This is a genomic window from Thiorhodococcus drewsii AZ1, from assembly GCF_000224065.1.
Taxonomy (GTDB): domain Bacteria; phylum Pseudomonadota; class Gammaproteobacteria; order Chromatiales; family Chromatiaceae; genus Imhoffiella; species Imhoffiella drewsii.
Genome location: NZ_AFWT01000038.1, coordinates 1 through 20,455, shown reverse-complemented (window position 1 = coordinate 20,455; position 20,455 = coordinate 1). Strand labels below are relative to the sequence as shown.

The following is a 20,455-nucleotide window of genomic DNA, read 5'->3' as shown; positions in this document are numbered from 1 at the left end:
CCGCTCGGCGGGGGATCAACTCCCGTCCGGCGCCTGCGAACCCGCCCGGTCCTCGTTCACCACAACCCGGTTGCGCCCCAGATCCTTGGCACGATAGAGCGCCTGGTCCGCGCGCTCGATCAAGCTCTCCACGCTCTCGCCTGACCAGGCCTGGACGACACCGATCGAGACCGTAACGGCACTGATCACCTCCTGACTGTTCTTGCGCCTGATGCGCACGCCTGCAGCCTTGTGCCGAATATCCTCGGCGACCCTGCGGGCCGCGCTGATACCCTCGTTGATGATGACGACGAATTCCTCGCCACCATAGCGCGCGGCGAACAGCGTGTCGCTCTCGAACCCCTTGAGCAAACTACCAAACATTTGCAGGATCCGATCGCCCATCGGATGACCATAGGTATCGTTGCAACGCTTGAAGTGATCCAGATCCAGCAACAGCAGCGAGGTCGGTGCGCCGGGCAGGCTCAGCGACTGGAGTATGGCGTCGTTGAAGGCGCGCCGATTGGCGATCTTGGTGAGCGGATCGATGCGCGCACTGAGCTGAGTCTCCTCCAATTCACTGCGAAGTCGCTCGACCTCGAGACTGGCCGATGCGAGCTGTTCCTGGAACGCCTTGTTGCGTTTCTCCAGCTCAACCGTCTCGGCGAGCAACCGACCGAGAACCTCTTGGGTCTGCTCCTGGTCGATCGAGAGGTCGAGGACCTCCATCGCATCCTTCAGCGTACTGCCGTAGTCCCGCGCCCCTTCGGCGCTTTTCGAGACCGACTGCGCCAACTGCGCGAGCATGCCGACGAGCAGATGCTGAACATCCGGACTGTTCGGCAGATAGCCCTTGATGATGTGCTCGAAAAAGAGCGATTCGCTCTTTTCGGGGTCGTAGCAGCCGGCACTCGGAAACTGTTCGAGCAACACCTTGCTCAGATCGGGGTGCGCGTTCTGAACATGCGCGTACCAGAGCGCATAGTTGTAGGGCGTCGGCGGAATCTGGCGCTGCACCATCAAGGGGATGGCCATCCGCAGATAGTCGGAGGACGTGTGCAAATCCTCCCGAAACTCGATTCTCTTGCCAGCCATGAATGCTCACTCTCGATCGCGCCCCGACGCGGGACTCATCATCTAGCCCGCGGCCGATTCGTAAGCCTCGGGTACCGTCATCATATGCCATGAGCAAGCCGACGATGCTGGTGTTTGGACACCATCACGCCGGACCGAAGCTCCCAGCCACCGCCGGAACTGGCCGAGCAATTGCAACGTCTACAGATCGGTCCCAATATGGAATCGGAGTCTAGACAGGTTTCAGTCGCCTGAGAGTTCCTCTTGTCCGCGCGTCTGTAGAAGCCCCTCCATTCAGGTATGCTTCCATCATCGACAATGTCTCTCGCCCGCCCATCATTAGCAGTACCGACCCATGCCCCAGTCCGCCGAACTCATTCGATTGTCCGATCTTCCGCAAAGCACGCCGGCACTTCTGGCCGAAATCCAGGGCGGACGCCATCTGATGCGCCGCCTTCTATCACTGGGTCTGCGGCAAGGTAGCCGGTTGAGCGTGGTACAGCGCCGTGGTCAGGGCCTGGTACTGGCGACCGGCGAGGTACGCATCGCAGTCGGCTCTGGAATCGCCGACAAGCTCTGGGTCACCCCATGCGATCTCTCGGAGGATGACCCAGACCCGGATGCCGAAACGGCGACCGATCCCGCGCGCTCCAGCATGGGGCTATGACATACGATGACAGCGCCTAATTCGCACCCCACCGCCGTCTCGGCGCAGCCGCCGCGCCCACTCACCGTCGCACTGGCTGGCAACCCAAATTGCGGTAAATCCGCGCTCTTCAACGCCTTGACCGGCATCCGCCAGACCACCGGGAACTGGCCGGGCGTCACGGTCGAACGTAAGGAAGGTTCTCTGGAGCTGGATGACCGCCGAATCAAGGTCATCGACCTGCCAGGCATCTATTCGCTCGACGCCAGCTCGCTCGACGAGGTGGTCACGCGGGATTACCTCCTCAGCCGCGAAGCCGACCTCATCGTCAACGTCCTGGATGCGAACAACCTGGAGCGCAATCTCTATCTGTCCGTCCAGCTGTTGGAGATGGGCATTCCGGTCATCGTCGCACTCAACATGATGGACGTCGCGCGCAAACGCGGCGTGCGGATCGACATCGCTCAGCTTGCGGAGACGATCGGCTGCCCCGTCGTCCCCGTGGTGGCGGTCGCCAAGGAGGGTCTGACCGAGCTCCAGGCACGCCTCCTGGCCGTCGCCGAGGGGCGCGAGCCGGCCGGGCTGCCACTGGGCCAGAGTGAATTCGTCGAGGAAGCGATCGCGGACCTCGCACCCAGTCTGAGCGAGGTCGCCGATCGGGCCAACAGCCGCTGGCTGGCACTCAAGCTCCTCGAATCGGACCCCTCGGCCGAGCAATCGGTCGCCCCCAAGATACTGGAACGCGCTGAACAGCTGCGTCATCAGATCGCCGTGCGCACCGGAGAAGACGCGGACCTCCACATCGCCGATACCCGCTTCGGCCATGCACACGCCCTGGCGCAACGGGTCATGCGCGAGAGCCACCGGGTCGAGCGCACCCTATCGGACCGCATCGACCGGGTCGTTCTCAATCGTATCTTCGGCATCCCGCTCTTCCTGCTGATGATCTATCTCATGTTCATGTTCACCATGAACATCGGGGGCGCCTTCATCGACTTTTTCGATCTCGCCGGCCGGGCCTTGTTCGTCGACGGACTCGGGGCATTGCTTCACGACCTGAATGCACCCGACTGGCTGTCCCTGGTGCTGGCCGAGGGCATCGGCGGCGGTCTGCAGGTGGTCGGAACCTTCATACCCATCATCGCCAGCCTCTACATCGTGCTCTCGATCCTGGAGGACTCGGGCTACATGGCGCGCGCGGCCTTCGTCATGGACCGCTTCATGCGCTCGATCGGATTGCCGGGCAAGGCGTTCGTGCCTTTGATCGTGGGCTTCGGCTGCAACGTCCCGGCAGTGATGGCGACCCGCACACTCGAAAGCGAACGCGAACGCAAGCTCACCATCCTCATGAATCCCTTCATGTCCTGCGGGGCCAGACTTCCGGTCTACGCCCTGTTCGCGGCGGCCTTTTTCCCGCATTCGGGCCAGAACCTGGTCTTCGCGCTCTATCTGACCGGCATCGCCGTCGCCGTCCTATCCGGACTGGCGATGAAGCACACCCTGCTCAAGGGCGACAGCTCGGGTCTACTGATGGAGTTGCCACCCTATCACCTGCCGACCGTCAAGGGCGTGCTGCTGCGTACCTGGGACCGGGTCAGGCTCTTCCTGCGCGAGGCGGGCAAGGTCATCGTGGTGATGGTGCTCATCCTCAACGTCCTCGCCACCATCGGCAGCGACGGCTCGATGGGCAACCATGAAAGCGACCAGTCCGTCCTGGCCGCCATCAGCCGCACCGCGACCCCGATGTTCGCCCCCATGGGCATCCGCGAGGACAATTGGCCGGCCGTGCTTGGAATCTTCTCCGGCGTTCTCGCCAAGGAGGTCATCGTCGGAACATTGGATTCGCTCTATGGGCGCCTGGCCGAGGAAGAACATCCGACCGAGACGCCCGAGCCATTCGATCTGTGGCGCGATCTGGGGCGCGCCGCCTCCTCGATCGAGGAGAACCTCTCGGCGCTGGGTGCGCGCCTGCTCGACCCACTCGGACTCGACGTCGGCGATCTAAGCGATCAGAACGTCGCCGCAGAGGAACAGGGCGTCGGCAGCAAGACCTTCAACGCCATGACCGAACGCTTCGATGGACAGGCCGGCGCATTCGCCTATCTGCTGTTCGTGCTGCTCTACTTCCCCTGCGCCGCGACCATCGGGGCCATCGTCCGCGAGGCCGGCGTGCGCTGGGCGCTCTTCGTCGGTGCCTGGACTACGGGCGTCGCCTTCCTCGCGGCCAGCATCTTCTACCAGACCGCGACCTTCGAGCGTGACCCGCTGGGCGCGGGACTCTGGATCGGAGGGGGACTGACACTGCTGGTCGGGGTGATCGTCGGTCTGCGGTTCTGGGCCATCGGCGCCCGACAGGCCGAAGCTGGCCGAAGCGCGATCGACGCCTGAAGAGCGGAAACCGGCGACCCCTAAAGGGCGCGCGGTCGAGTCAAGGACAAGAGCTGCGCGCTCCCGGGATCGAGCAGCCCCCAATCGTCCGGCATTTCGAGCCGGGCAACGGCGGCGGTGGGTAGGAGCTTGCCATCGCCTGGTGGCTCGTAATCGTCCGCGACCAAATGTCTCAGCAACTCTTCGAGTCCGGGGTTATGACCGATCAGGAGCACGGTCGCAGCCTCGGGCGGAACCCGTGACAGCACCTCAAGCAGCTCCGGGAGTCTGGCCTCGTAGATGGCGGCATCCCAAACGATGCGTTTCTTCTTGAAATCCAGCCGCTTGCATACCTTAGTCGCGGTCTGACGGGCCCGCTCGGCCGGCGAGCTGACGACATGATCGGGCACCAACCCCTCGCGATAGAGCCAGGCCCCCACCTTGGGTGCGTCGTTCTTACCGCGTTTGGCGAGCGGACGATCGAAATCGGTCGAGGTGCCAGAGTCCCAATCAGACTTGGCGTGACGGAGCAGCAGGAGTTCTCGGGACATGGAAAAGAAGGGGTCGGCGTAGATCAATCTGGGTCGACAACCTGCCAATGACAACAATGGCGGTTTTTAACACATCCGTCATTTTGGCGTAACCGCGCGACGCAATTCCCTTAACGTATCTCAGCCAATAGGCGTGAGATCATCTGATGCGACTGGCTGAGATAACCGCCGCCGAAGAGATTCAGGTGGTTGAGGACGTGGTAGAGGTTGTAGAGCAGGCGACGGACTCCGTAGCCCGGATCCAGCGGCCAAGCGGCGCGGTAGGCCGCGTAGAACTCAGAACCGAAGCCGCCGAAGAGCTCGGTCATCGCCAGATCCGCCTCGCGATCCCCGTAATAGACGGCCGGATCGAAGATCACCGGCTGCCGGTCCGGGGTACTGCCGATGTTCCCGCCCCAAAGGTCGCCGTGCAGGAGGGAGGGAACGGGATCGTGCCCGATCAACAGGCCGAGATCCGCCATCAGGCGTTCACCGTCGCGCTGCAAGTCGCCGCCGTGGCCGTTGGCGGCGGCGAGTCTCAGCTGATAGCCGAGACGCTGCTCGCGCCAGAAGGACACCCAGTCGCGCTCCCGGCGATTGCTCTGCGGGGTGGAGCCGATGGTGTTGTCCCGGTGCCAACCGAAGGTCTCGGCGCTGGAGCGATGCATGTCCGCCAGCCGTTCGCCAGCGAGCGCGCCATCCAGCCTCCCGCCGAGATCCAACAGCTCCATAACGAGGAAGGACTGACCGTCGGCGACGCCGGTACAGATCGGGCGGGGAACCCGAATGGCCTCGGCCGAGGCCAGCGCGATCAATCCCTCGAATTCGGCCGCGAACATCTCGACGCGGTCGGTCGAGTTCAGCTTGACGAAATAGCGGCGACAACCATCGCCGAGCACGGCCGCCCGATTGATGCAGCCGCCGCCGACCGCTTGCTCCTGCTCGACCCGAAACGACTCGCCTGTCGCATCGCCGATCGAGTCGGCGATCCCAACCCATTGGTTCATGGACGACTCTCGCGTCCGAGCCGGCGCAACAGCGGACTGCAGCGAGGAAAATGGGCGCGCAGGAATTCCATCTGATCGGCCAGCACGTTGCGGCCCATCAGATAGACGTACTCGGCGTGCGTCGGTGTGAAGGGAACCGCCAGCAACTCCATTCCAGCGTCCTCGGGAGAACGGCCGGCCTTGTAGTTGTTACAGCGAATGCACGCGGTGACCAGGTTGTTCCAGTGATCCTCGCCACCTTTGCTGGAGGGGCGGACATGGTCACGCGACAGCAGACGCGGCGAGAACCGCTGACCGCAGTACATGCACATGTGGTCGTCGCGCTGAAACAGGGTGCGATTGGAGAGCGGGGGGACATAGTCGTCACTCTGAAGTTTGTTCAGAGAGCGATGGAGGCCGACCGTGGCGATGATGGAGTGAATCAGAAGCCGGCTTTGGATTTGGGTCGCGGCATTGATGCCGCCACGCAACAGGAACAGAGGATCGCCGCAGGAGTAGGCGACCTGACCGAGAAAATAGAGTCGGGCGGCGGTCCGGTAATCCACCCATTCGAGTGGCATACCGGCCAGATCCGTTCGCAGTACCTGTTGATTCAATGGCAACATAGTCGGAAGCGGCTCGGAATTTGCGAGCATCATACACGCTTGCGGCACCTGCGCAAACGATGCTCGGTGGACGATCGGGAGAGGATTTCGCGCCTGGATGCAGACCCAAAACCTCTGATGAGACCGAGAATCGAACAGCCTCTAAATGGGGTTAACCACTTGATCATTCACACCCTCTAAAGGGTCTCGGTTAAATTTCGAGCCTGTCAAGACAACCGCTCCAAGCTAACCGGGATGATCGCGCAACTTATTGATTTTTTGTTCTCAAACGGTGGCTGGTCAATATTTTACCAGAACCGCAGGAGCGCTTGAATGACGCCAACTTGGGAGCGCCCACGAAAGGCTATCCCCAGACTTATCCACAGGCATTGTGAACAAATGAAGACTCCCCTCGCTCGACGGTACCGCCAGACAGCCATCTCTAGCACCAACGGAGTATCAACGCGGCCCTTGAACGGAGACGCAGCGACGACGTGAGCGTAAACCTCGAACGCCCTTCCGATGACGCCCCAACGATCATCCTGCGGGTCGCCATCGCGGCCCCCCTGCTCGGACTCTTCGACTATCTCCCGCCCTCGGACTCAACCGCTCGGCCGACCCCGGGACAACGACTCCTGGTGCCCTTCGGGCGGAGCCAGCGGGTCGGCATTCTGGTCGAGATCGCCGACGCGACCCAGGAGGATCCGGCGCGGCTCAAGCCGATCGAAAAAGCACTGGATGCCGAACCCATCTTCGGCGAGAAGGATCTCGCCCTCATCCAATGGGCCGCCGCCTACTATCAGCAGCCGCTCGGCACCGCACTCTTCACCGCCCTGCCCGCCCGACTGCGCCAGCCCAGCCCGATCCTGGAGGAATGGGTCCCGGGGATCCGGGCGACCGCGCAAGGATTGAGTCTAGACCTGGCGACACTGTCCCGTGCGCCCAAACAGCGCATCCTATTGGAGACGGCCCGCGAGTGCCCAGACGGAGTGCCGCTACCGGAGCTCTCCGCTCGACTCGGCGATTGCGCGGGGGGCATTCGTGCGCTTGAGCGCAAGGGTCTGATCGAACGCTGCCGGCTGAAGGCGCCGGCACCGGCCGTCGTTGATATCAGCCCCGACGGTCCCGAACTGAACGCGGATCAGCACAGGGCGGTCGAGACGATCGGCGAAGCCCTTGGCGCCTTCCGTCCTTTCTTGCTTCAAGGCGTCACCGGAAGCGGTAAGACCGAGGTCTATATCCGACTCATCCAGACCCTCGTCGCGACCGGACAGCAGGCGTTGGTGGTGGTGCCCGAGATCGGCCTGACACCGCAGCTGCGCGACCGTTTCCGACAGCGCATTCCCGGTCCCATCGCAGTGCTCCACTCCGCCCTGAACGCGAGCGAACGCGAGCTCAATTGGCACAGGGCCGCGCGCGGAGAGGCGACCCTCATCCTCGGGACGCGCTCGGCGATCTTCGTGCCCATCCCGCGTCTGGGGCTCATCCTGGTCGACGAGGAGCATGACGCCTCGCTGAAACAGCAGGACGGATTCCGTTACTCGGGCCGCGACCTGGCGGTGCGACGTGCCCAGCTGGTCGGATGCCCGGTGGTGCTGGGCTCGGCCACGCCCTCGCTGGAAACCCTTCAGAACGCCACATCCGGACGCTATGGCTGGCTGAGACTGCCGCAGCGCGCCGGCGGCGCACAGGCGCCGACGATCTCGCTACTGGATATCCGCGACCAACCGCTCAAGGCCGGCCTCTCGCACGTGCTGCGCACGGCCATGCAGTCGGAACTGGCCGCCGGCAATCAGATCTTGCTGTTCCTCAATCGGCGCGGCTACGCACCGCTCTACACCTGCCATCACTGCGGCTGGGTCGGCGAATGCCCGCACTGCGACGCGCGCCTAACCCTGCACCTCGGTCAACGGCGGCTCTGGTGCCACCATTGCGGCTGGTCGAACCGACTGCCGGAGCGTTGCCCAAGCTGCAACGGCGAGGATCTGCGCATGATTGGACGCGGCACTGAACGGCTGGAGGATGAACTGCGCCCGCTCTTTCCCGAGGCCAGCATCGCCCGCATCGATCGCGACAGCACACGACGCCGGGGCGAGCTGGATCGCGTGCTGGAGTCGATCCGGCGCGGCGAGATCCAGATCCTGCTCGGAACCCAGATGCTCGCCAAGGGACACGATTTCCCGCAGGTCACGCTCGTCGGCATCCTGGATCTCGATCAGTCACTCTATGCCAGCGACTTCCGTGCCCCCGAACGCACGGCGCAGCTCATCGTTCAGGTCGCTGGCCGTGCCGGACGGGCCGAACGACCGGGCCGGGTGGTGCTCCAGACGCGACACCCCGAGCACCCGCTGCTCCAGTCACTGCTGCGCGACGGCTATTCCGGGTTCGCCGCCGCCGCCTTGGCCGAACGGCAGGCCGCCGAACTCCCGCCCTTCGCACATCTGGTTCTGATGCGCGCGGAATCCCCGCAGGCGGACCAGCCGACGGCCTTCCTGCGGGAGGCGCGCGCACTGGCCGAGGGATTGGATCCGAGCGTCGTCCATCTGCTCGGCCCGGCACCAGCCCCGATGGAGCGCCGCGCCAACCGCTACCGCAGCCAGCTCATGGTGCTGTCGAACGAGCGCCCCGCGCTCCAGCGTTTCCTCGCCCGCTGGAACCAGGCCCTGCGTACGCTGCGTCCTCCCAAGGGGCTACGCTGGTCGCTGGACGTGGACCCGCAGGACATGCTCTAGTCGATGGATTCAGGTATTCTAATGGTCTGTGATCACAACCACTTCGGTCGCCGCGACCAGGCGCCGAGGCATCCCGATTCATCCCATTGCGGACCAGTTCAGGGCCCGAGCCAGCCATCCAAACGGCAGCTACGCGTGCTCGACCGTGTGCCAGGACCAAAGCGTCAATCTGCATGAAGCAAGACATCAAAGATCTCATCGCCACCGCGCTCCAAACCCTCGTCGACCAGGGTCTGCTCGACCTTCAAACGTTGCCCGAGCCTCAGTTGGAACGCACCAAAGACACCAGCCACGGCGATTTCGCCACCAATCTGGCGATGGTGCTCGCGAAGCTCGCCCGTACCAAGCCGCGCGATCTGGCGCAGCGACTGATCGAGGCGTTGCCCGCCTCCCCGCTGATCGACAAGGTCGAGATCGCGGGTCCCGGATTCATTAACTTCTTCCTCGCCGAGGGCGCCTATCACTCGGTCGTACCGCAGATCCTGACGACTGGGCAGGCATACGGACTGAGCCAGGTCGGTGCCGGCAAGCGCGTGCAGGTGGAGTTCGTCTCGGCCAACCCGACCGGCCCGCTGCATGTGGGGCACGGACGCGGCGCGGCCTACGGCGCGGTGGTGGCCGATCTGCTCGCTGCGGTCGGTTTCGACGTCCATCGCGAGTACTACGTCAACGACGCCGGCCGCCAGATGGACATCCTGGGCACCTCGGTCTGGCTGCGCTATCTGGAGCTGTGCGGCGAGGCGCTGCGCTTCCCGAGCAACGGCTACAAGGGCGACTATGTCTGGGACATCGCCGCCACCCTGCACCGCGAGCACGGCGATGCCTACCGTGTGGACGCCGATCAGGTCTTCGCCGACCTCCCGGCCGATGCACCGATCGAGGGCGAACCGGAAAACGCGGCCGGCGACAAGGAGGCCCATATCGACGGCCTCATCGCCGCAGCCAAGCGTCTGCTGGGCGACAACCGCTACCGCTATGTCTTCGAACTGGGGCTCAACACCATCCTCGACGACATCCGGGCCGACCTGTCGGAGTTCGGGGTCGACTATCAGGAATGGTATTCGGAGCGCTCGCTGACCGAGAGCGGCGCGGTCAACAAGGCCATCGAGCGGCTGCGCGCGAGCGGCCACATCTACGAACAGAAGGGCGCGCTCTGGTTCCGCTCCACCGCCTTCGGCGACGAAAAGGACCGCGTGGTGGTGCGCGACAACGGCCAGGCCACCTATTTCGCCTCCGACATCGCCTACCACATGGACAAGATGGAGCGCGGGTTCGACCGCGTCATCGACATCTGGGGTGCCGACCATCACGGCTATATTCCGCGCGTGAAGGCCGCGCTGCAGGCGCTCGGCGGCGACGCCGAGCGTCTGGAGGTGCTGCTGGTTCAGTTCGCCATCCTCTACCGTGGCGGCGAGAAGGCGCAGATGTCGACCCGGTCCGGCGAGTTCGTCACCCTGCGCGAACTGCGCAAGGAGGTCGGACGCGATGCCGCCCGCTTCTTCTATGTGATGCGCCGTTGCGAGCAGCATCTGGACTTCGACCTCGACCTGGCCAAATCCGAGTCCTCGGACAACCCGGTCTATTACGTCCAGTATGCCCACGCGCGTGTCTGCAGCGTGCTGCGCCAGGCGGCCGAAAAGGGGCTGGTGGTCGATCCGAGCCCGGGCGCGACCAACCTGGAGCGACTGACCGAGGCGCACGAAGAGACCTTGCTGCGCACCCTGATCCGCTACCCGGAGGTCGTGGAGTCGGCCGCACTCAAGGCCGAACCGCACCAGCTCACCCAGTATCTGCGCGAGCTGGCGAACGACTTCCACACCTATTACAACGCCCACCAGTTCCTGGTGGACGACGGCGTCCTGCGCGACGCCCGCATCAAGCTGATCCTGGCCGTGCGGCAGGTGTTGCGCAATGGCCTGGGATTAATCGGCGTCTCGTCACCAGAGAGCATGTAACCTATGGCCAGGGATTACCGACGGGGCACTCCGATTCGAGCGAGCCAGAAGCGCAAACAGAACCGTTCCTGCGTCTGGTGGTTCCTGATAGGCACCGCGTTCGGTGTTCTGGCCACCAACATCCTGAGCGCGCGGCACAGCGACACCAGCGGCTCTCCCGAGACCGCCGCCAAGCCGGCGACCGAGACGGAGAAGCCGCACGCCGCGCCGAACTTCAGGTTCCAGGAGATCCTGTCCGATACCCAGGTCGACATCGGCGATAGCGCCCCGCCGCCTCCGCCACCCGCACCGCGCCCACCGCCGCGAGTGGAGCCGAATAAGCCCGCCGCCAAGCCTCAAACGGCGGCCCCAGCAGCCTCCACGCCGCCGGATGACACGGTGAAGCCGCGCAGCGGGACCTATGTGGTCCAAATCGGTTCATTCGGACGCCAGGCCGATGCCGAGCGGCTTAAGGCCGAACTGGCCCTGCTGGGCATCTCCACCAACATCCAGGTGGCGACCCTGTCGAGCGGCCGGGTCACACACCGCGTGCGTACCGGCGCCTACGCCAGCAAACAGGAAGTCGAGAAGATCCGCGCCATCCTGAGAAAGCACGGCAAAGACAGCATGGTGTACCCGATCAAATAGGGTACGTCGGGCGGACGGGACATCGAGCACCGCAGCCGCAAAAAAACCTGATGGCCCAGCTCAACGGCTGGGCCATTCTTGTTTCTGCGAACGATTCATGGAGGGACCGAGACGGGTATAACACACACGACGCGACCGAATAATGAGCCGGAAGAAGCTCTCAACTCGGCGGACCATAACGAAAATCTGACCAAAGGAAACGACAGCATGCTGTATCAACATACCATCGGAATCATTGGTGCCGGACAGGTGGGCATGGCCGCAGCCAATGCCCTCTTCCAGCAGCGCATCGCCAACGAGCTGATCCTCGTCGACCTGGACCGAAACCGGGCCGAAGGCGAGGCGATGGATCTCATGCATGCCCAGGGCTATGTCGGTCGCCGTCGGGTACGGGCGGGGGACTATGCCGATCTGGCCCAGGCCCAGATCGTGATCGTCACGGCGGGTGTCGGACAACGGCCCGGCGAAGACCGCCTCTCGCTGCTCAACCGCAACGCGGCGGTCTTCCGCCAGATCGCCGAGCAGCTCGACCGTCATGCCCCCGAGGCCATCCTGATCATCGCCTCCAACCCGGTGGACGTGCTCACCTATGTGATGCAGACGCTCTCCAAGCGCCCTCACGAACAGGTCATCGGCACCGGAACCATGCTCGACACCACCCGGTTGCGCACCCTATTGGCCGAGCACTACATGGTGGATCCGCGCTCGGTTCATGCCCTCATCCTGGGCGAGCACGGGGATTCCGAGATCGCCGTCTGGAGCCATGCCAACATCGGAGGCACACCGATCTGCGGCAACAGTATCCTCGGCAAGCCCTACGATCCGGCGCAGATGGACCAAATCCTGACCCAGGTGCGCCGTGCGGCCGAGGAGATCATCGCACGCAAAGGCTACACCAACTGGGCCATCGGGCTGGTGCTCGCCCATCTGGTGCGCACCATCCAGGAGGATCAGAACAGCGTGCTCCCCATCAGCGTGCGGCTTGCCGGCGAATATGGTATCGAGGACGTGTGCCTGAGCATCCCGGTCGCCGTCGGACTCCGAGGCGCTGGTGGACGGGTCCCCATTCCGCTGAACGACGCGGAACGGCAGGCACTGACTACATCGGCCGAGACCTTGAAACGCTGTCTGCACTCGCTCGACCTCTGAGCGCATACCGGCGCGCCTCCCCATCCGTCCAGCGGTTGAGGGCCTACCCCTTTACCGTCAAGACCTGCTTCAGCGTATGCACGACCTCGACCAGATCGCTCTGGTTCGCCATGACGGCGTCGATGTCCTTGTAGGCGGCGGGGATCTCGTCGATCACACCCTTGTCCTTGCGACACTCGACGCCCTGGGTCTGGGCCTCCAGATCCTTGCGGTTGAAGCGACGGGTCGCCTCGCCGCGGCTCATGCGCCGACCCGCTCCATGCGAGCAGGAGCAGAATGACATGGGGTTGCCCAGTCCGCGCACGATGTAGGACTTGGCCCCCATGCTCCCTGGGATGATGCCCAGATCCCCCTCGCGCGCCCGAATGGCACCCTTGCGGGTGAGATAGACCTCCTTGCCGAAATGGTGCTCGCGCGTCACATAGTTGTGATGACAGTTGATCGCCTCCGAGGTCGCCTCGAAGGGCGGCAACTGGCCGCGCAGCGCCTCAATGATGAGCCGCATCATCTGACGGCGATTCTCCATCGCATAGTCCTGCGCCCAACCGACCGCCTCCACATAGTCGTCGAAGTGCTGGCTACCCTCGGGCAGATAGGCCAGGTTCTGGTCGGGCAGCTGGATCTTCCAGCGCTCCATCTCGCGCTTGGCCCGCTCGATGAAATGCATCCCGATCCGGTTGCCGATCCCGCGCGATCCCGAATGGAGCATGATCCAGACCTGCTGGGACTCGTCGAGACAGAGTTCGATGAAGTGGTTGCCACCGCCCAGCGAACCCAGCTGGCTCTGCCAACGGGCGTTGATCTTGGGATGCTTGGCCAGGATGGGCTCGAGACCGGGCGCCACGCGCGCCAATCCTTTATCGCACCAGTGCTCCTGGCCATGGCCATCCATCCCGACCGGCACTCGGGCCTCGATCGCCGAACGCACCTTGGCCAGCGAATCCGGCAACTGGTCCGCACGCAGCGACAGCCGCAGGGCGTTCATGCCGCAGCCGATATCGACGCCCACGGCGGCGGGAATGATGGCCCCGAGGGTCGGGATCACCGAGCCGATGGTCGCCCCCATTCCCCAATGCACGTCGGGCATCGCCGCCACATGCGAATGGATGAAGGGCAGATGGGCGACGTTTTCGAGCTGCTTCATGGCATTCTCGGCCACGTCGTCCGTATAGATCTTGACCGGAACTCGGCCCTTGCTGATGACTCGCTTGATAGGCATGTGTCTCTCCGTCGACGAACCGAAATTCATCGAATCGAACCGCAAAGGCGCAAAGCGCGCTAAGGTCGAATATCGAATGACTTTGCGTTCTTCGCGCCTTTGCGGTTCAAACTGTCTTATCCGTATTCCCGCGACCTCGCACCCGGTCAGGTTCGACCGGATCGAGTCCATGGAAGGCGTCGATGCCGTCCTCGATGGCCCGGCGATGGCCGGCGCGGATGCTGGAGGCGGATCGCACGTGTGGACCGCCCTTGCGCAACAGTGGCGATCGGGCCACCGGGTTTCTCCGTTTGTTCATCTCGATTCGTCCTTTCATGAAGGGCCGCCGTCCATGGCGGCATTCCGTTTCGTCCTGACCAGCGCGCCCCATCGCGCCAAAGCTGGCAGCTGGCAGCTGGAGGCTGGCCGCTCATCCCCCCTTGGGCGCCTCGATCCGGACCAGTCCCTGCAGCAGCGATTCCATGCCGCCGAAGACGGTCAGGTTGCCGACCCGCTCGGTAACGCGCTCGAGCGCCTCCAGTTCCTTGAGCCGCAGCAGCACCGGGTTCTGGTCCATCAGCTTGGCGGTGTTGAGCAGCGACCGGGTCGCGGCCGTCTCCTCGCGTCGACGGATGAGGTTGGCCTGGGCCGCCTTCTCCGCCTCCACCACCTGGTTGAGGATTTGCTTCATGTCGCCCGGCAGGATGACGTCCTTGATCCCCAATGATTCGATCGCGATCCCATGCGGCTCGGCCCGCTCGCGAATGGCGACCAGCACCTCCTGTTCGGTCGTACCCTTCCGCTCCAGGAGTTCGTCCAGGGTCCGGTCCGAGATGGCCCGGCGCAGTCCGAACTGGAGTTCCCGGTACAGGAAGTCCTTGTGCTTGGGCAACCCGGCCCGAACCTGGACCGGATCCATAACCCGATACTGGGCGCTCAGGTTGATCCGCAGACTCACCTTGTCGCGGGTCAGAATCTCCTGGCCCTGGACCTCGAGCTCCTGCAGACGCAGATCCGTCAGCTCAACCTGGACATTGCGATCGAAATTCCAGAAGGCGTGCACGCCCGGCTCCAGGGTCCCGACCAGCCGGCCATCGAGCAGCAACAGACCCGTCTCATGGTCGGCGATCTCCTCCTCGATGATGTTGTCCAGGAACTCGGCACCCGGCAGCTTGCTTCCGGCCGACCGTGCCTTGGCCCGATACTCGGCCGCTGCCCTGGTCCAGCCATCCCGATGGCGCATCCGGCGGATGCGCTCCATCACCTCCGCCCCCACGGCGGCCCCCTCTGTCAGATCGATTCGCTCGACCCGCACCTCGACCGGCCCCTTCCAGTAGAAGCGACGGCTCATGGGCGGAATCAGGCGGGTCAGCTGTCCGTCCAGATAGATGAGCCCGGCCTCATGCTCGCCGGTTTCGACCGTTTCGACCCACAGATTCCAGAGCGTTGAGGACTCCTTGCGGAACACCTCGGCATGCGGATGGGCCAGTTCCGGATCGGTCAGATCGAAGGTCTCGAACTCCAGCGATCCGACGATATCCAGCCAGCGATAGACGCCAGGTCCGAGCACCTGATCCAGCACTCCATTCCTTAGCACCAGCACACGCTCGTGCTGGGCGACGACCTGTCGCTTGTATCCAATCATGTTCATCTTCCCGCTCTCCTCTGTGCCGTCGCTATCGACGACATGACCGGCCGTTTCGGCCCGCCCGCCGCCCCGATCAAGAATCCGGCATTGCAGTGACCTGTTGTCGTTGGTTGGTTGGTGGAGCCGGGATCGGGTCGCCAACGTTCGGCCCGATCCCGGCGTTCTATCGATTCGGTGTCCAGCTCAGGCCGGACATCGTTCGGAGCCGGCCGCTCGAAACCACCGGCTGAAAGTGGACAGGCTCGCCCCACGTTGCGCCGATGGGCCAGGGCAGCTGCATGACCGGTATCATTCGGCTCGATCGATTCGCATCCCTGCGGCATCGCCCGCCATCCGGCGAGATCGCTCGAAACCGCACGATTTCGATCCATGCGTCGCACCCTGGCACAAGATCGTCACGACGCCCCCGATCCGGCCTCCCTGCCGGCCGCCATGCGGCACGCAGTTCCATCCGATCGGGCCGGGGCTCACCCTGTGGTTTTGATTGGACGGGTATTCCAATCGAGGGCGACGGTCAGTCGCCAAAGAGACAGCGGCGGGAGTCGAACCCGCGACGGACTGGTTATCGGCCAGTTGCTCTACCCACTGAGCTACGTTGTCGCCTCACGGTCATATCGAGCAATGGGTACGGACCGAGGGAACGCACTGGGCGCCCAGGTCCGCCACCGGGGCATAGGGAACCCCAGGCGCTGATCGCTCGACGATCTCCGCAAGATGGTGATGCCTGAAATCCTCGATCTTCAGGCAATAAAAAACCCCGACCAGTGCTCCCGGTCGGGGTTTCGTATCCCACCGGAAGGCCCTTATGCCAGGCCTTCCGAGATCGCAATCGCAGAAAGACTCAGCGCAGAGACAGGGTACTCAGCGTCCGCCCCAGCAAGGAGCCGCGGTTCCCTCGTTGATCGATGTCGTCTCTGAATGTCATCTGAATCCTGTTCCTCACGATTGAATTGACTGCTGATTTCGATGGCTGGCTAGTCTAGCCAGAATTTCAAGCAAGTCAACATAAATATCAAGATTCTTGTAAAATTAGCCGCCAGCCGCCAGCCGCCAGCCGCCAGCGCAAGTGAAACAGAGCCTGGCGGCTTCTCATCCAAAACAGCGGCGACGAGATCGCAACCGATACCGACCGACACAGGACCCAAGCAACGACCCTATGCAATCAACCAACATACCAGGCCGTATCAAGCTCGCCCGCAAGATGGCGGGGTTTCGCACCCAGGCCAGTCTCCTCGCCCGCATTCCGGGCTGGAAATCCTCTCGCCTCGGCAACTACGAGGCCGGAATCTCCACGCCCAGCGCGGACGATATGCTGCTGATCGCCGAGGCGACCGGCGTGTCAGCCTGCTGGCTGATGTTCGGACAGGGCCCCATCCGGCCCAACGAGCGCGATCTGCAGGCGGTTCGACACCAGAACCTGACGCACGCCATGGATGGGATCGAAGAGGATCAGGAGCGTCTGGACGAGACGGTGAAACGGCTGCGGATCTCGCGCAAGCGGCTCAGGGAACACCTGGACAACCCCTTCCTGCCGATCACGGACGAACTGGCGCGACGCCTGGAACGTCTGCTCGGCACTCAGCCGGGCTGGCTCGACGAGCAGCATGTGGAGCGCGACCCGCTGTTCCTTTCGTTTCCCGAGGAGATGCGGGAGCTGATGATGATCTATTCCGAGCTTCCCGCCGCCCAGCGGCCGATCCTGATGGCCACGGTCAGGGCATTGAAGGATTCGCTCCAGTCCGCTTGACCCGCCGGACTCGCCAGCCTTTGCTCGCGTTTCGCCCGCCATCATGAGGTCGTTGTGAGGTTCCAGCAGGCTGGGAGAGCAAACGGATACTCGCGGGCTCGAAGCCCGCAATGAAACGCCCGCCCACACTCCAGCCGTTGTCATATCGTGTAAGACAAGCTAGCATCGAATCCAGACCGTATCGCCGGGATGGTGTTGTCGGACATGCCAATCAAACACGAACCGCTTCGCGATGCCCTTCCCCGGACCGACACCGACCGGATCGTTAGCGGTTCGCGGCTGCTCGGAGAGATGCGCGAGCGCATTCGTTTCAAGCATTACAGCATCCGCACCGAGCAGGCCTATCTCGGCTGGGCCAAGCGTTTCATCCTCTTCCACGGCAAACGCCACCCCCGCGAGATGGGCGAGGCGGAGATCGTCGCCTTCCTCAACCATCTCGCCGTCGAGCGCAACGTCTCCGCCTCGACCCAGAATCAAGCCCTCAACGCACTCGTTTTTCTCTATAAGCAGATCCTCGGTCGCGAAACCCTGACGCTCGGAGACATCGCGATCGCGAAACGCCCGGAGCGCCTACCGACGGTGTTCGACCGCGACGAGATCGCGCGCCTGTTCCGCCATCTCGAAGGGACGCATAAGCTCGTCGCCGCCCTGCTCTACGGCTCCGGTCTACGCCTGCTCGAGGCATTGCGGCTGCGCATCCAGGATGTCGAATTCGGACGCCATCAGATCAGCGTCCGCCGCGGAAAAGGCGCCAAGGACCGCGTCACCCTGCTCCCACCCGATCTGGTCGAACCGATCCACGCTCGGGAAAGACCTGTCGCCATCACATCGGCGAATCAGCCGTCCAGCGAGCCGTCAAGAATGCCATCGCCCGTGCCGGTATCCATAAACACGGCAGTTGTCACACACTCAGACACAGCTTCGCCACCCACCTGCTCGAAGACGGCTACGACATCCGAACCGTGCGAATTGCTTGGCCATAGCGACGTGCGCACGACCATGATCTATACGCACGTGATGAACAAAGGGCCGATGGGCGTGAAGAGTTCCTTGACGAAGCTCATTGGCTCGTGGACTCATCTCCATGATGACTAAAACGACCCTGAAGCCAGGACAGAAGGGCACCAAACGCTTGATGGAGAAATATGGAGAGCGATTGATCTGCGTACACTATAGATATGATAAGCAGACGAGCAGGCGCTACACAACGGTGGAACTCGTCGAAGAGGTCTCCGACTGGGAAACCCCAATGACCAGGATTTCCCAACCATCCGAATTCGCGACGTCGCGCCGAGTGGCCGTCCGCGTCGACTATTGGGAAGCGGAACTGCGACAGCAGGTGAAAACCTGCATTTGGCGGCCGCGTCAAAAACTTTGGGAAATGAAGTATAAAAACGTGATTGTGTTGGGACTCGAAAACAGACTCGTGGGAGAGGATGAAGTCGTGCCTGAGTAAACGACCAAGGTATCTAAATGTAGGCGCCTAGATTTAGGTATCTAGATTTGCATGCCAAGCATCTAAATATGCAAGCATGTTTCTAGATCTAGAAACTTTGGCTGGACGGCTGCGCCGTCCATTGCATGTTAGGTCGGGGTGCAGGGCGATCATACGACTTTATAGATCAATGCCTTACAACGTACAACCAGCTTTCACGCTGTCGCATAAGACATTGATGGATAATCTATATAAGCGTTTCTTGATGCGATTTCCCTGGGTCGGGGTGTCGGTTCGGCCATTGCAATCTAAGATAAAGCAAAAACAAGATAATGAGGTTTTTTGAATGCCATTTCTATATTATTTTATTACCACAATAACAATTTTTGTTGTTGGTTTTTTTGTATTATTGCTTTGGGTAGCCATTGAAGAAATCGGCGGCACATCATTCACTATTACATTATTTGTCATCGCTAGCTCTATAATCTATGTCTTTATGTTTATCCAACGCAAAGTGGCTAAGCATCATGACGTTCAGCGACATCTAAGTCAGCGAGACTATAATCGCAAAATGAAGAAAATAAAAATAAGAGCCGATTCCAATTTTAGCTCGACTTCAAATTCTGCAAACAAAATCAATATGACGCAAATGGCGAATATTATCAGGTCGGAGACAAGCAAGAGAAAACAATACATAACTCCCAATAACCTCGAAAGGATTGAAAATAAGCTTGCAACTTATATTGGCACTCATGATTTTAAGTCGGCATACTCCCTTCATCAACTAATTATTAATACAAAGCCAAACCAATTAAACCAAAAGCTCGATAACCTTTTAGATTGAGAGGAGTCATAAAGTGGCTGGCGGATACGAAATTGCAAGTTTTGTAGTTGATGTCATCACGGCATTTAAAGGCAATGATTTGGCCTGGAAAAAGCAAGCTTGTGATGATCTGTTAGAATTAAAAAGAAAAAAACAGCTAGGGGAACAGGAAATAGCACATGCCATCGATCTTATTAAGGCTCGACACAAGGGTGAACTGGAAATGGAACAGGAAAGACAAAAAAGGAGACTAAAAGACTACAAGGACTTTTTGGACAGCCTGGATGAAATGAAAAGAGAATTAATCGATAATTTTTCTGACATGCCAAAACCAATGGTGCTTCTGATATACAATCATGGAAAACAAATCCTTGACAACATGTATAAAAAAGAAAACAAAAATGCGCATGAAGGAAGATTTGCAAACTTCATGATTACTTATTTCAACGACTGTCAGAACGCAAAGCAACGGGGTACCGAAAACAGACTTCCGTTGCCAGAAGGAATAATGGGGCTTATTGGTAATCAGCCCACGTAGGTTGGGGAATCCAGGGCTTTTAAGGTCACGCAAAGTGCTCACGCGTAACGCTCTGATTTGGCTCAACTGGCGAATCCTTTATCTCGTCAATGGCGCTAAAACGATGGTGAGCAAGTGGCGTAAGTTTATGATTATGAATATTGTATTTTCGCACCTTCAAAGCCCTGGTTGGGGAATCCCAACATTACAATCAATAATCGCCTAACGAATAAGGTTAGATCGTCCAACAAGCGGTTAAAGAGCGGACCCCACAGACGCGGCGGAGCTTATTCTGCCAGGGCGTGCAAGCGGGGCCGCTTAACCCATCCCATTACACAGAACTCTGAGTGTACGATAGCGAACTATTTTTTCTGAGACATGTTGGAGCACACGATGGGCTGGGCGTCGGAAGAATTGGCCTCGATTGATCTGGGCGA

18 protein-coding genes and 1 tRNA gene are annotated in these 20,455 nt (G+C 61.4%); 11 read left to right on the top strand and 8 right to left on the bottom strand.

Translation table 11 applies throughout. From position 1 onward, the window contains the following. Positions 1–15: 15 nt before the first annotated feature. Positions 16–1,074, bottom strand: coding sequence for a GGDEF domain-containing protein (locus THIDRDRAFT_RS18840; RefSeq protein ID WP_007042499.1), 1,059 nt, complete (start codon positions 1,072–1,074; stop codon positions 16–18). Between the two features lie 334 nt (positions 1,075–1,408). Between THIDRDRAFT_RS18840 and THIDRDRAFT_RS18835 the strand changes: the two genes are divergently transcribed. Next, positions 1,409–1,720 (top strand): FeoA family protein, encoded by a 312-nt coding sequence (locus THIDRDRAFT_RS18835; RefSeq protein ID WP_007042498.1) that lies wholly within the window; start codon positions 1,409–1,411, stop codon positions 1,718–1,720. A gap of 6 nt (positions 1,721–1,726) precedes the next feature. Further along, positions 1,727–4,087 (top strand): Fe(2+) transporter permease subunit FeoB, encoded by a 2,361-nt coding sequence (gene feoB / locus THIDRDRAFT_RS18830; RefSeq protein ID WP_007042497.1) that lies wholly within the window; start codon positions 1,727–1,729, stop codon positions 4,085–4,087. Between the two features lie 20 nt (positions 4,088–4,107). Here feoB and THIDRDRAFT_RS18825 read toward each other — a convergent pair whose 3' ends face one another. The 3 genes from THIDRDRAFT_RS18825 to THIDRDRAFT_RS18815 all read right to left on the bottom strand — a co-directional run bounded on the left by THIDRDRAFT_RS18825 (position 4,108) and on the right by THIDRDRAFT_RS18815 (position 6,208). Beyond that, entirely contained in the window at positions 4,108–4,617 is a 510-nt protein-coding gene (locus THIDRDRAFT_RS18825; protein WP_007042496.1) for a SixA phosphatase family protein, read from the bottom strand. A gap of 110 nt (positions 4,618–4,727) precedes the next feature. Beyond that, the gene (locus tag THIDRDRAFT_RS18820; RefSeq protein WP_007042495.1) at positions 4,728–5,603 is read right to left on the bottom strand and encodes a fructosamine kinase family protein; all 876 of its coding nucleotides are present in this window, start codon (positions 5,601–5,603) and stop codon (positions 4,728–4,730) included. Next, complete coding sequence (locus THIDRDRAFT_RS18815) at positions 5,600–6,208, bottom strand: HNH endonuclease (protein ID WP_007042494.1); 609 nt, start codon at positions 6,206–6,208, stop codon at positions 5,600–5,602. Before THIDRDRAFT_RS18815 ends, THIDRDRAFT_RS18820 begins: the two co-directional genes overlap by 4 nt. Positions 6,209–6,681: 473 nt before the next feature. Here THIDRDRAFT_RS18815 and THIDRDRAFT_RS18810 point away from each other — a divergent pair, with 473 nt between their 5' ends. The 4 genes from THIDRDRAFT_RS18810 to THIDRDRAFT_RS18795 all read left to right on the top strand — a co-directional run bounded on the left by THIDRDRAFT_RS18810 (position 6,682) and on the right by THIDRDRAFT_RS18795 (position 12,650). After that, a complete protein-coding gene (locus THIDRDRAFT_RS18810) occupies positions 6,682–8,919 on the top strand; it encodes a primosomal protein N' (RefSeq protein ID WP_007042493.1) in 2,238 nt (745 codons plus the stop codon). Between the two features lie 173 nt (positions 8,920–9,092). Next, positions 9,093–10,874, top strand: a complete 1,782-nt coding sequence (gene argS / locus THIDRDRAFT_RS18805) for an arginine--tRNA ligase (RefSeq protein ID WP_007042492.1) — start codon at positions 9,093–9,095, stop codon at positions 10,872–10,874. A 3-nt stretch (positions 10,875–10,877) separates the two neighbouring features. Further along, entirely contained in the window at positions 10,878–11,501 is a 624-nt protein-coding gene (locus THIDRDRAFT_RS18800; RefSeq protein ID WP_007042491.1) for an SPOR domain-containing protein, read from the top strand. A 207-nt stretch (positions 11,502–11,708) separates the two neighbouring features. Next, entirely contained in the window at positions 11,709–12,650 is a 942-nt protein-coding gene (locus tag THIDRDRAFT_RS18795) for an L-lactate dehydrogenase (protein ID WP_007042490.1), read from the top strand. 43 nt (positions 12,651–12,693) lie between these two features. On the opposite strand, the gene THIDRDRAFT_RS18790 is transcribed toward THIDRDRAFT_RS18795, so the two are convergent. From THIDRDRAFT_RS18790 to THIDRDRAFT_RS18775, 4 genes are all read right to left on the bottom strand, one after another. Continuing rightward, complete coding sequence (locus THIDRDRAFT_RS18790; protein ID WP_007042489.1) at positions 12,694–13,869, bottom strand: RtcB family protein; 1,176 nt, start codon at positions 13,867–13,869, stop codon at positions 12,694–12,696. A gap of 106 nt (positions 13,870–13,975) precedes the next feature. Further along, positions 13,976–14,167: a hypothetical protein gene (locus THIDRDRAFT_RS18785; RefSeq protein ID WP_007042488.1), complete on the bottom strand. Its 192-nt coding sequence runs from the start codon at positions 14,165–14,167 to the stop codon at positions 13,976–13,978. A gap of 111 nt (positions 14,168–14,278) precedes the next feature. After that, positions 14,279–15,499, bottom strand: coding sequence for a slipin family protein (locus THIDRDRAFT_RS18780; protein WP_007042487.1), 1,221 nt, complete (start codon positions 15,497–15,499; stop codon positions 14,279–14,281). Between the two features lie 524 nt (positions 15,500–16,023). Beyond that, positions 16,024–16,096, bottom strand: a tRNA-Ile gene (locus THIDRDRAFT_RS18775). Between the two features lie 556 nt (positions 16,097–16,652). On the opposite strand from THIDRDRAFT_RS18775, the gene THIDRDRAFT_RS18770 reads away from it, so the two are divergent. The 5 genes from THIDRDRAFT_RS18770 to THIDRDRAFT_RS18755 all read left to right on the top strand — a co-directional run bounded on the left by THIDRDRAFT_RS18770 (position 16,653) and on the right by THIDRDRAFT_RS18755 (position 20,039). After that, on the top strand, positions 16,653–17,243 hold the full coding sequence (locus tag THIDRDRAFT_RS18770) for a helix-turn-helix domain-containing protein (RefSeq protein WP_007042486.1): 591 nt from the start codon (positions 16,653–16,655) through the stop codon (positions 17,241–17,243). A gap of 204 nt (positions 17,244–17,447) precedes the next feature. Continuing rightward, positions 17,448–18,338: a phage integrase N-terminal SAM-like domain-containing protein gene (locus tag THIDRDRAFT_RS27355; protein ID WP_425358450.1), complete on the top strand. Its 891-nt coding sequence runs from the start codon at positions 17,448–17,450 to the stop codon at positions 18,336–18,338. Further along, positions 18,328–18,699 carry a hypothetical protein gene (locus tag THIDRDRAFT_RS18760; protein WP_007042484.1) on the top strand — a complete coding sequence of 124 codons (372 nt, stop codon included), beginning with the start codon at positions 18,328–18,330 and terminating at the stop codon, positions 18,697–18,699. Before THIDRDRAFT_RS27355 ends, THIDRDRAFT_RS18760 begins: the two co-directional genes overlap by 11 nt. Before the next feature lie 325 nt (positions 18,700–19,024). Then, positions 19,025–19,522: a hypothetical protein gene (locus tag THIDRDRAFT_RS25825; protein ID WP_139058812.1), complete on the top strand. Its 498-nt coding sequence runs from the start codon at positions 19,025–19,027 to the stop codon at positions 19,520–19,522. 13 nt (positions 19,523–19,535) lie between these two features. After that, the gene (locus tag THIDRDRAFT_RS18755) at positions 19,536–20,039 is read left to right on the top strand and encodes a hypothetical protein (protein WP_007042482.1); all 504 of its coding nucleotides are present in this window, start codon (positions 19,536–19,538) and stop codon (positions 20,037–20,039) included. Positions 20,040–20,455: the final 416 nt, after the last annotated feature.

Excerpts from the sequence above, each read along its gene's own strand:
- THIDRDRAFT_RS27355 (WP_425358450.1), top strand. The coding sequence starts at position 17,448 with ATGCCAATCAAACACGAACCGCTTCGCGATGCCCTTCCCCGGACCGAC.
- THIDRDRAFT_RS18820 (WP_007042495.1), bottom strand. The coding sequence starts at position 5,603 with ATGAACCAATGGGTTGGGATCGCCGACTCGATCGGCGATGCGACAGGC.
- THIDRDRAFT_RS18770 (WP_007042486.1), top strand. The coding sequence starts at position 16,653 with ATGCAATCAACCAACATACCAGGCCGTATCAAGCTCGCCCGCAAGATG.
- argS (WP_007042492.1), top strand. The coding sequence starts at position 9,093 with ATGAAGCAAGACATCAAAGATCTCATCGCCACCGCGCTCCAAACCCTC.
- THIDRDRAFT_RS18815 (WP_007042494.1), bottom strand. The coding sequence starts at position 6,208 with ATGTTGCCATTGAATCAACAGGTACTGCGAACGGATCTGGCCGGTATG.
- THIDRDRAFT_RS18840 (WP_007042499.1), bottom strand. The coding sequence starts at position 1,074 with ATGGCTGGCAAGAGAATCGAGTTTCGGGAGGATTTGCACACGTCCTCC.
- THIDRDRAFT_RS18760 (WP_007042484.1), top strand. The coding sequence starts at position 18,328 with ATGATGACTAAAACGACCCTGAAGCCAGGACAGAAGGGCACCAAACGC.
- feoB (WP_007042497.1), top strand. The coding sequence starts at position 1,727 with ATGACAGCGCCTAATTCGCACCCCACCGCCGTCTCGGCGCAGCCGCCG.
- THIDRDRAFT_RS18800 (WP_007042491.1), top strand. The coding sequence starts at position 10,878 with ATGGCCAGGGATTACCGACGGGGCACTCCGATTCGAGCGAGCCAGAAG.
- THIDRDRAFT_RS18835 (WP_007042498.1), top strand. The coding sequence starts at position 1,409 with ATGCCCCAGTCCGCCGAACTCATTCGATTGTCCGATCTTCCGCAAAGC.
- THIDRDRAFT_RS18790 (WP_007042489.1), bottom strand. The coding sequence starts at position 13,869 with ATGCCTATCAAGCGAGTCATCAGCAAGGGCCGAGTTCCGGTCAAGATC.
- THIDRDRAFT_RS18780 (WP_007042487.1), bottom strand. The coding sequence starts at position 15,499 with ATGAACATGATTGGATACAAGCGACAGGTCGTCGCCCAGCACGAGCGT.
- THIDRDRAFT_RS18825 (WP_007042496.1), bottom strand. The coding sequence starts at position 4,617 with ATGTCCCGAGAACTCCTGCTGCTCCGTCACGCCAAGTCTGATTGGGAC.
- THIDRDRAFT_RS18795 (WP_007042490.1), top strand. The coding sequence starts at position 11,709 with ATGCTGTATCAACATACCATCGGAATCATTGGTGCCGGACAGGTGGGC.
- THIDRDRAFT_RS18785 (WP_007042488.1), bottom strand. The coding sequence starts at position 14,167 with ATGAACAAACGGAGAAACCCGGTGGCCCGATCGCCACTGTTGCGCAAG.
- THIDRDRAFT_RS25825 (WP_139058812.1), top strand. The coding sequence starts at position 19,025 with ATGCCATTTCTATATTATTTTATTACCACAATAACAATTTTTGTTGTT.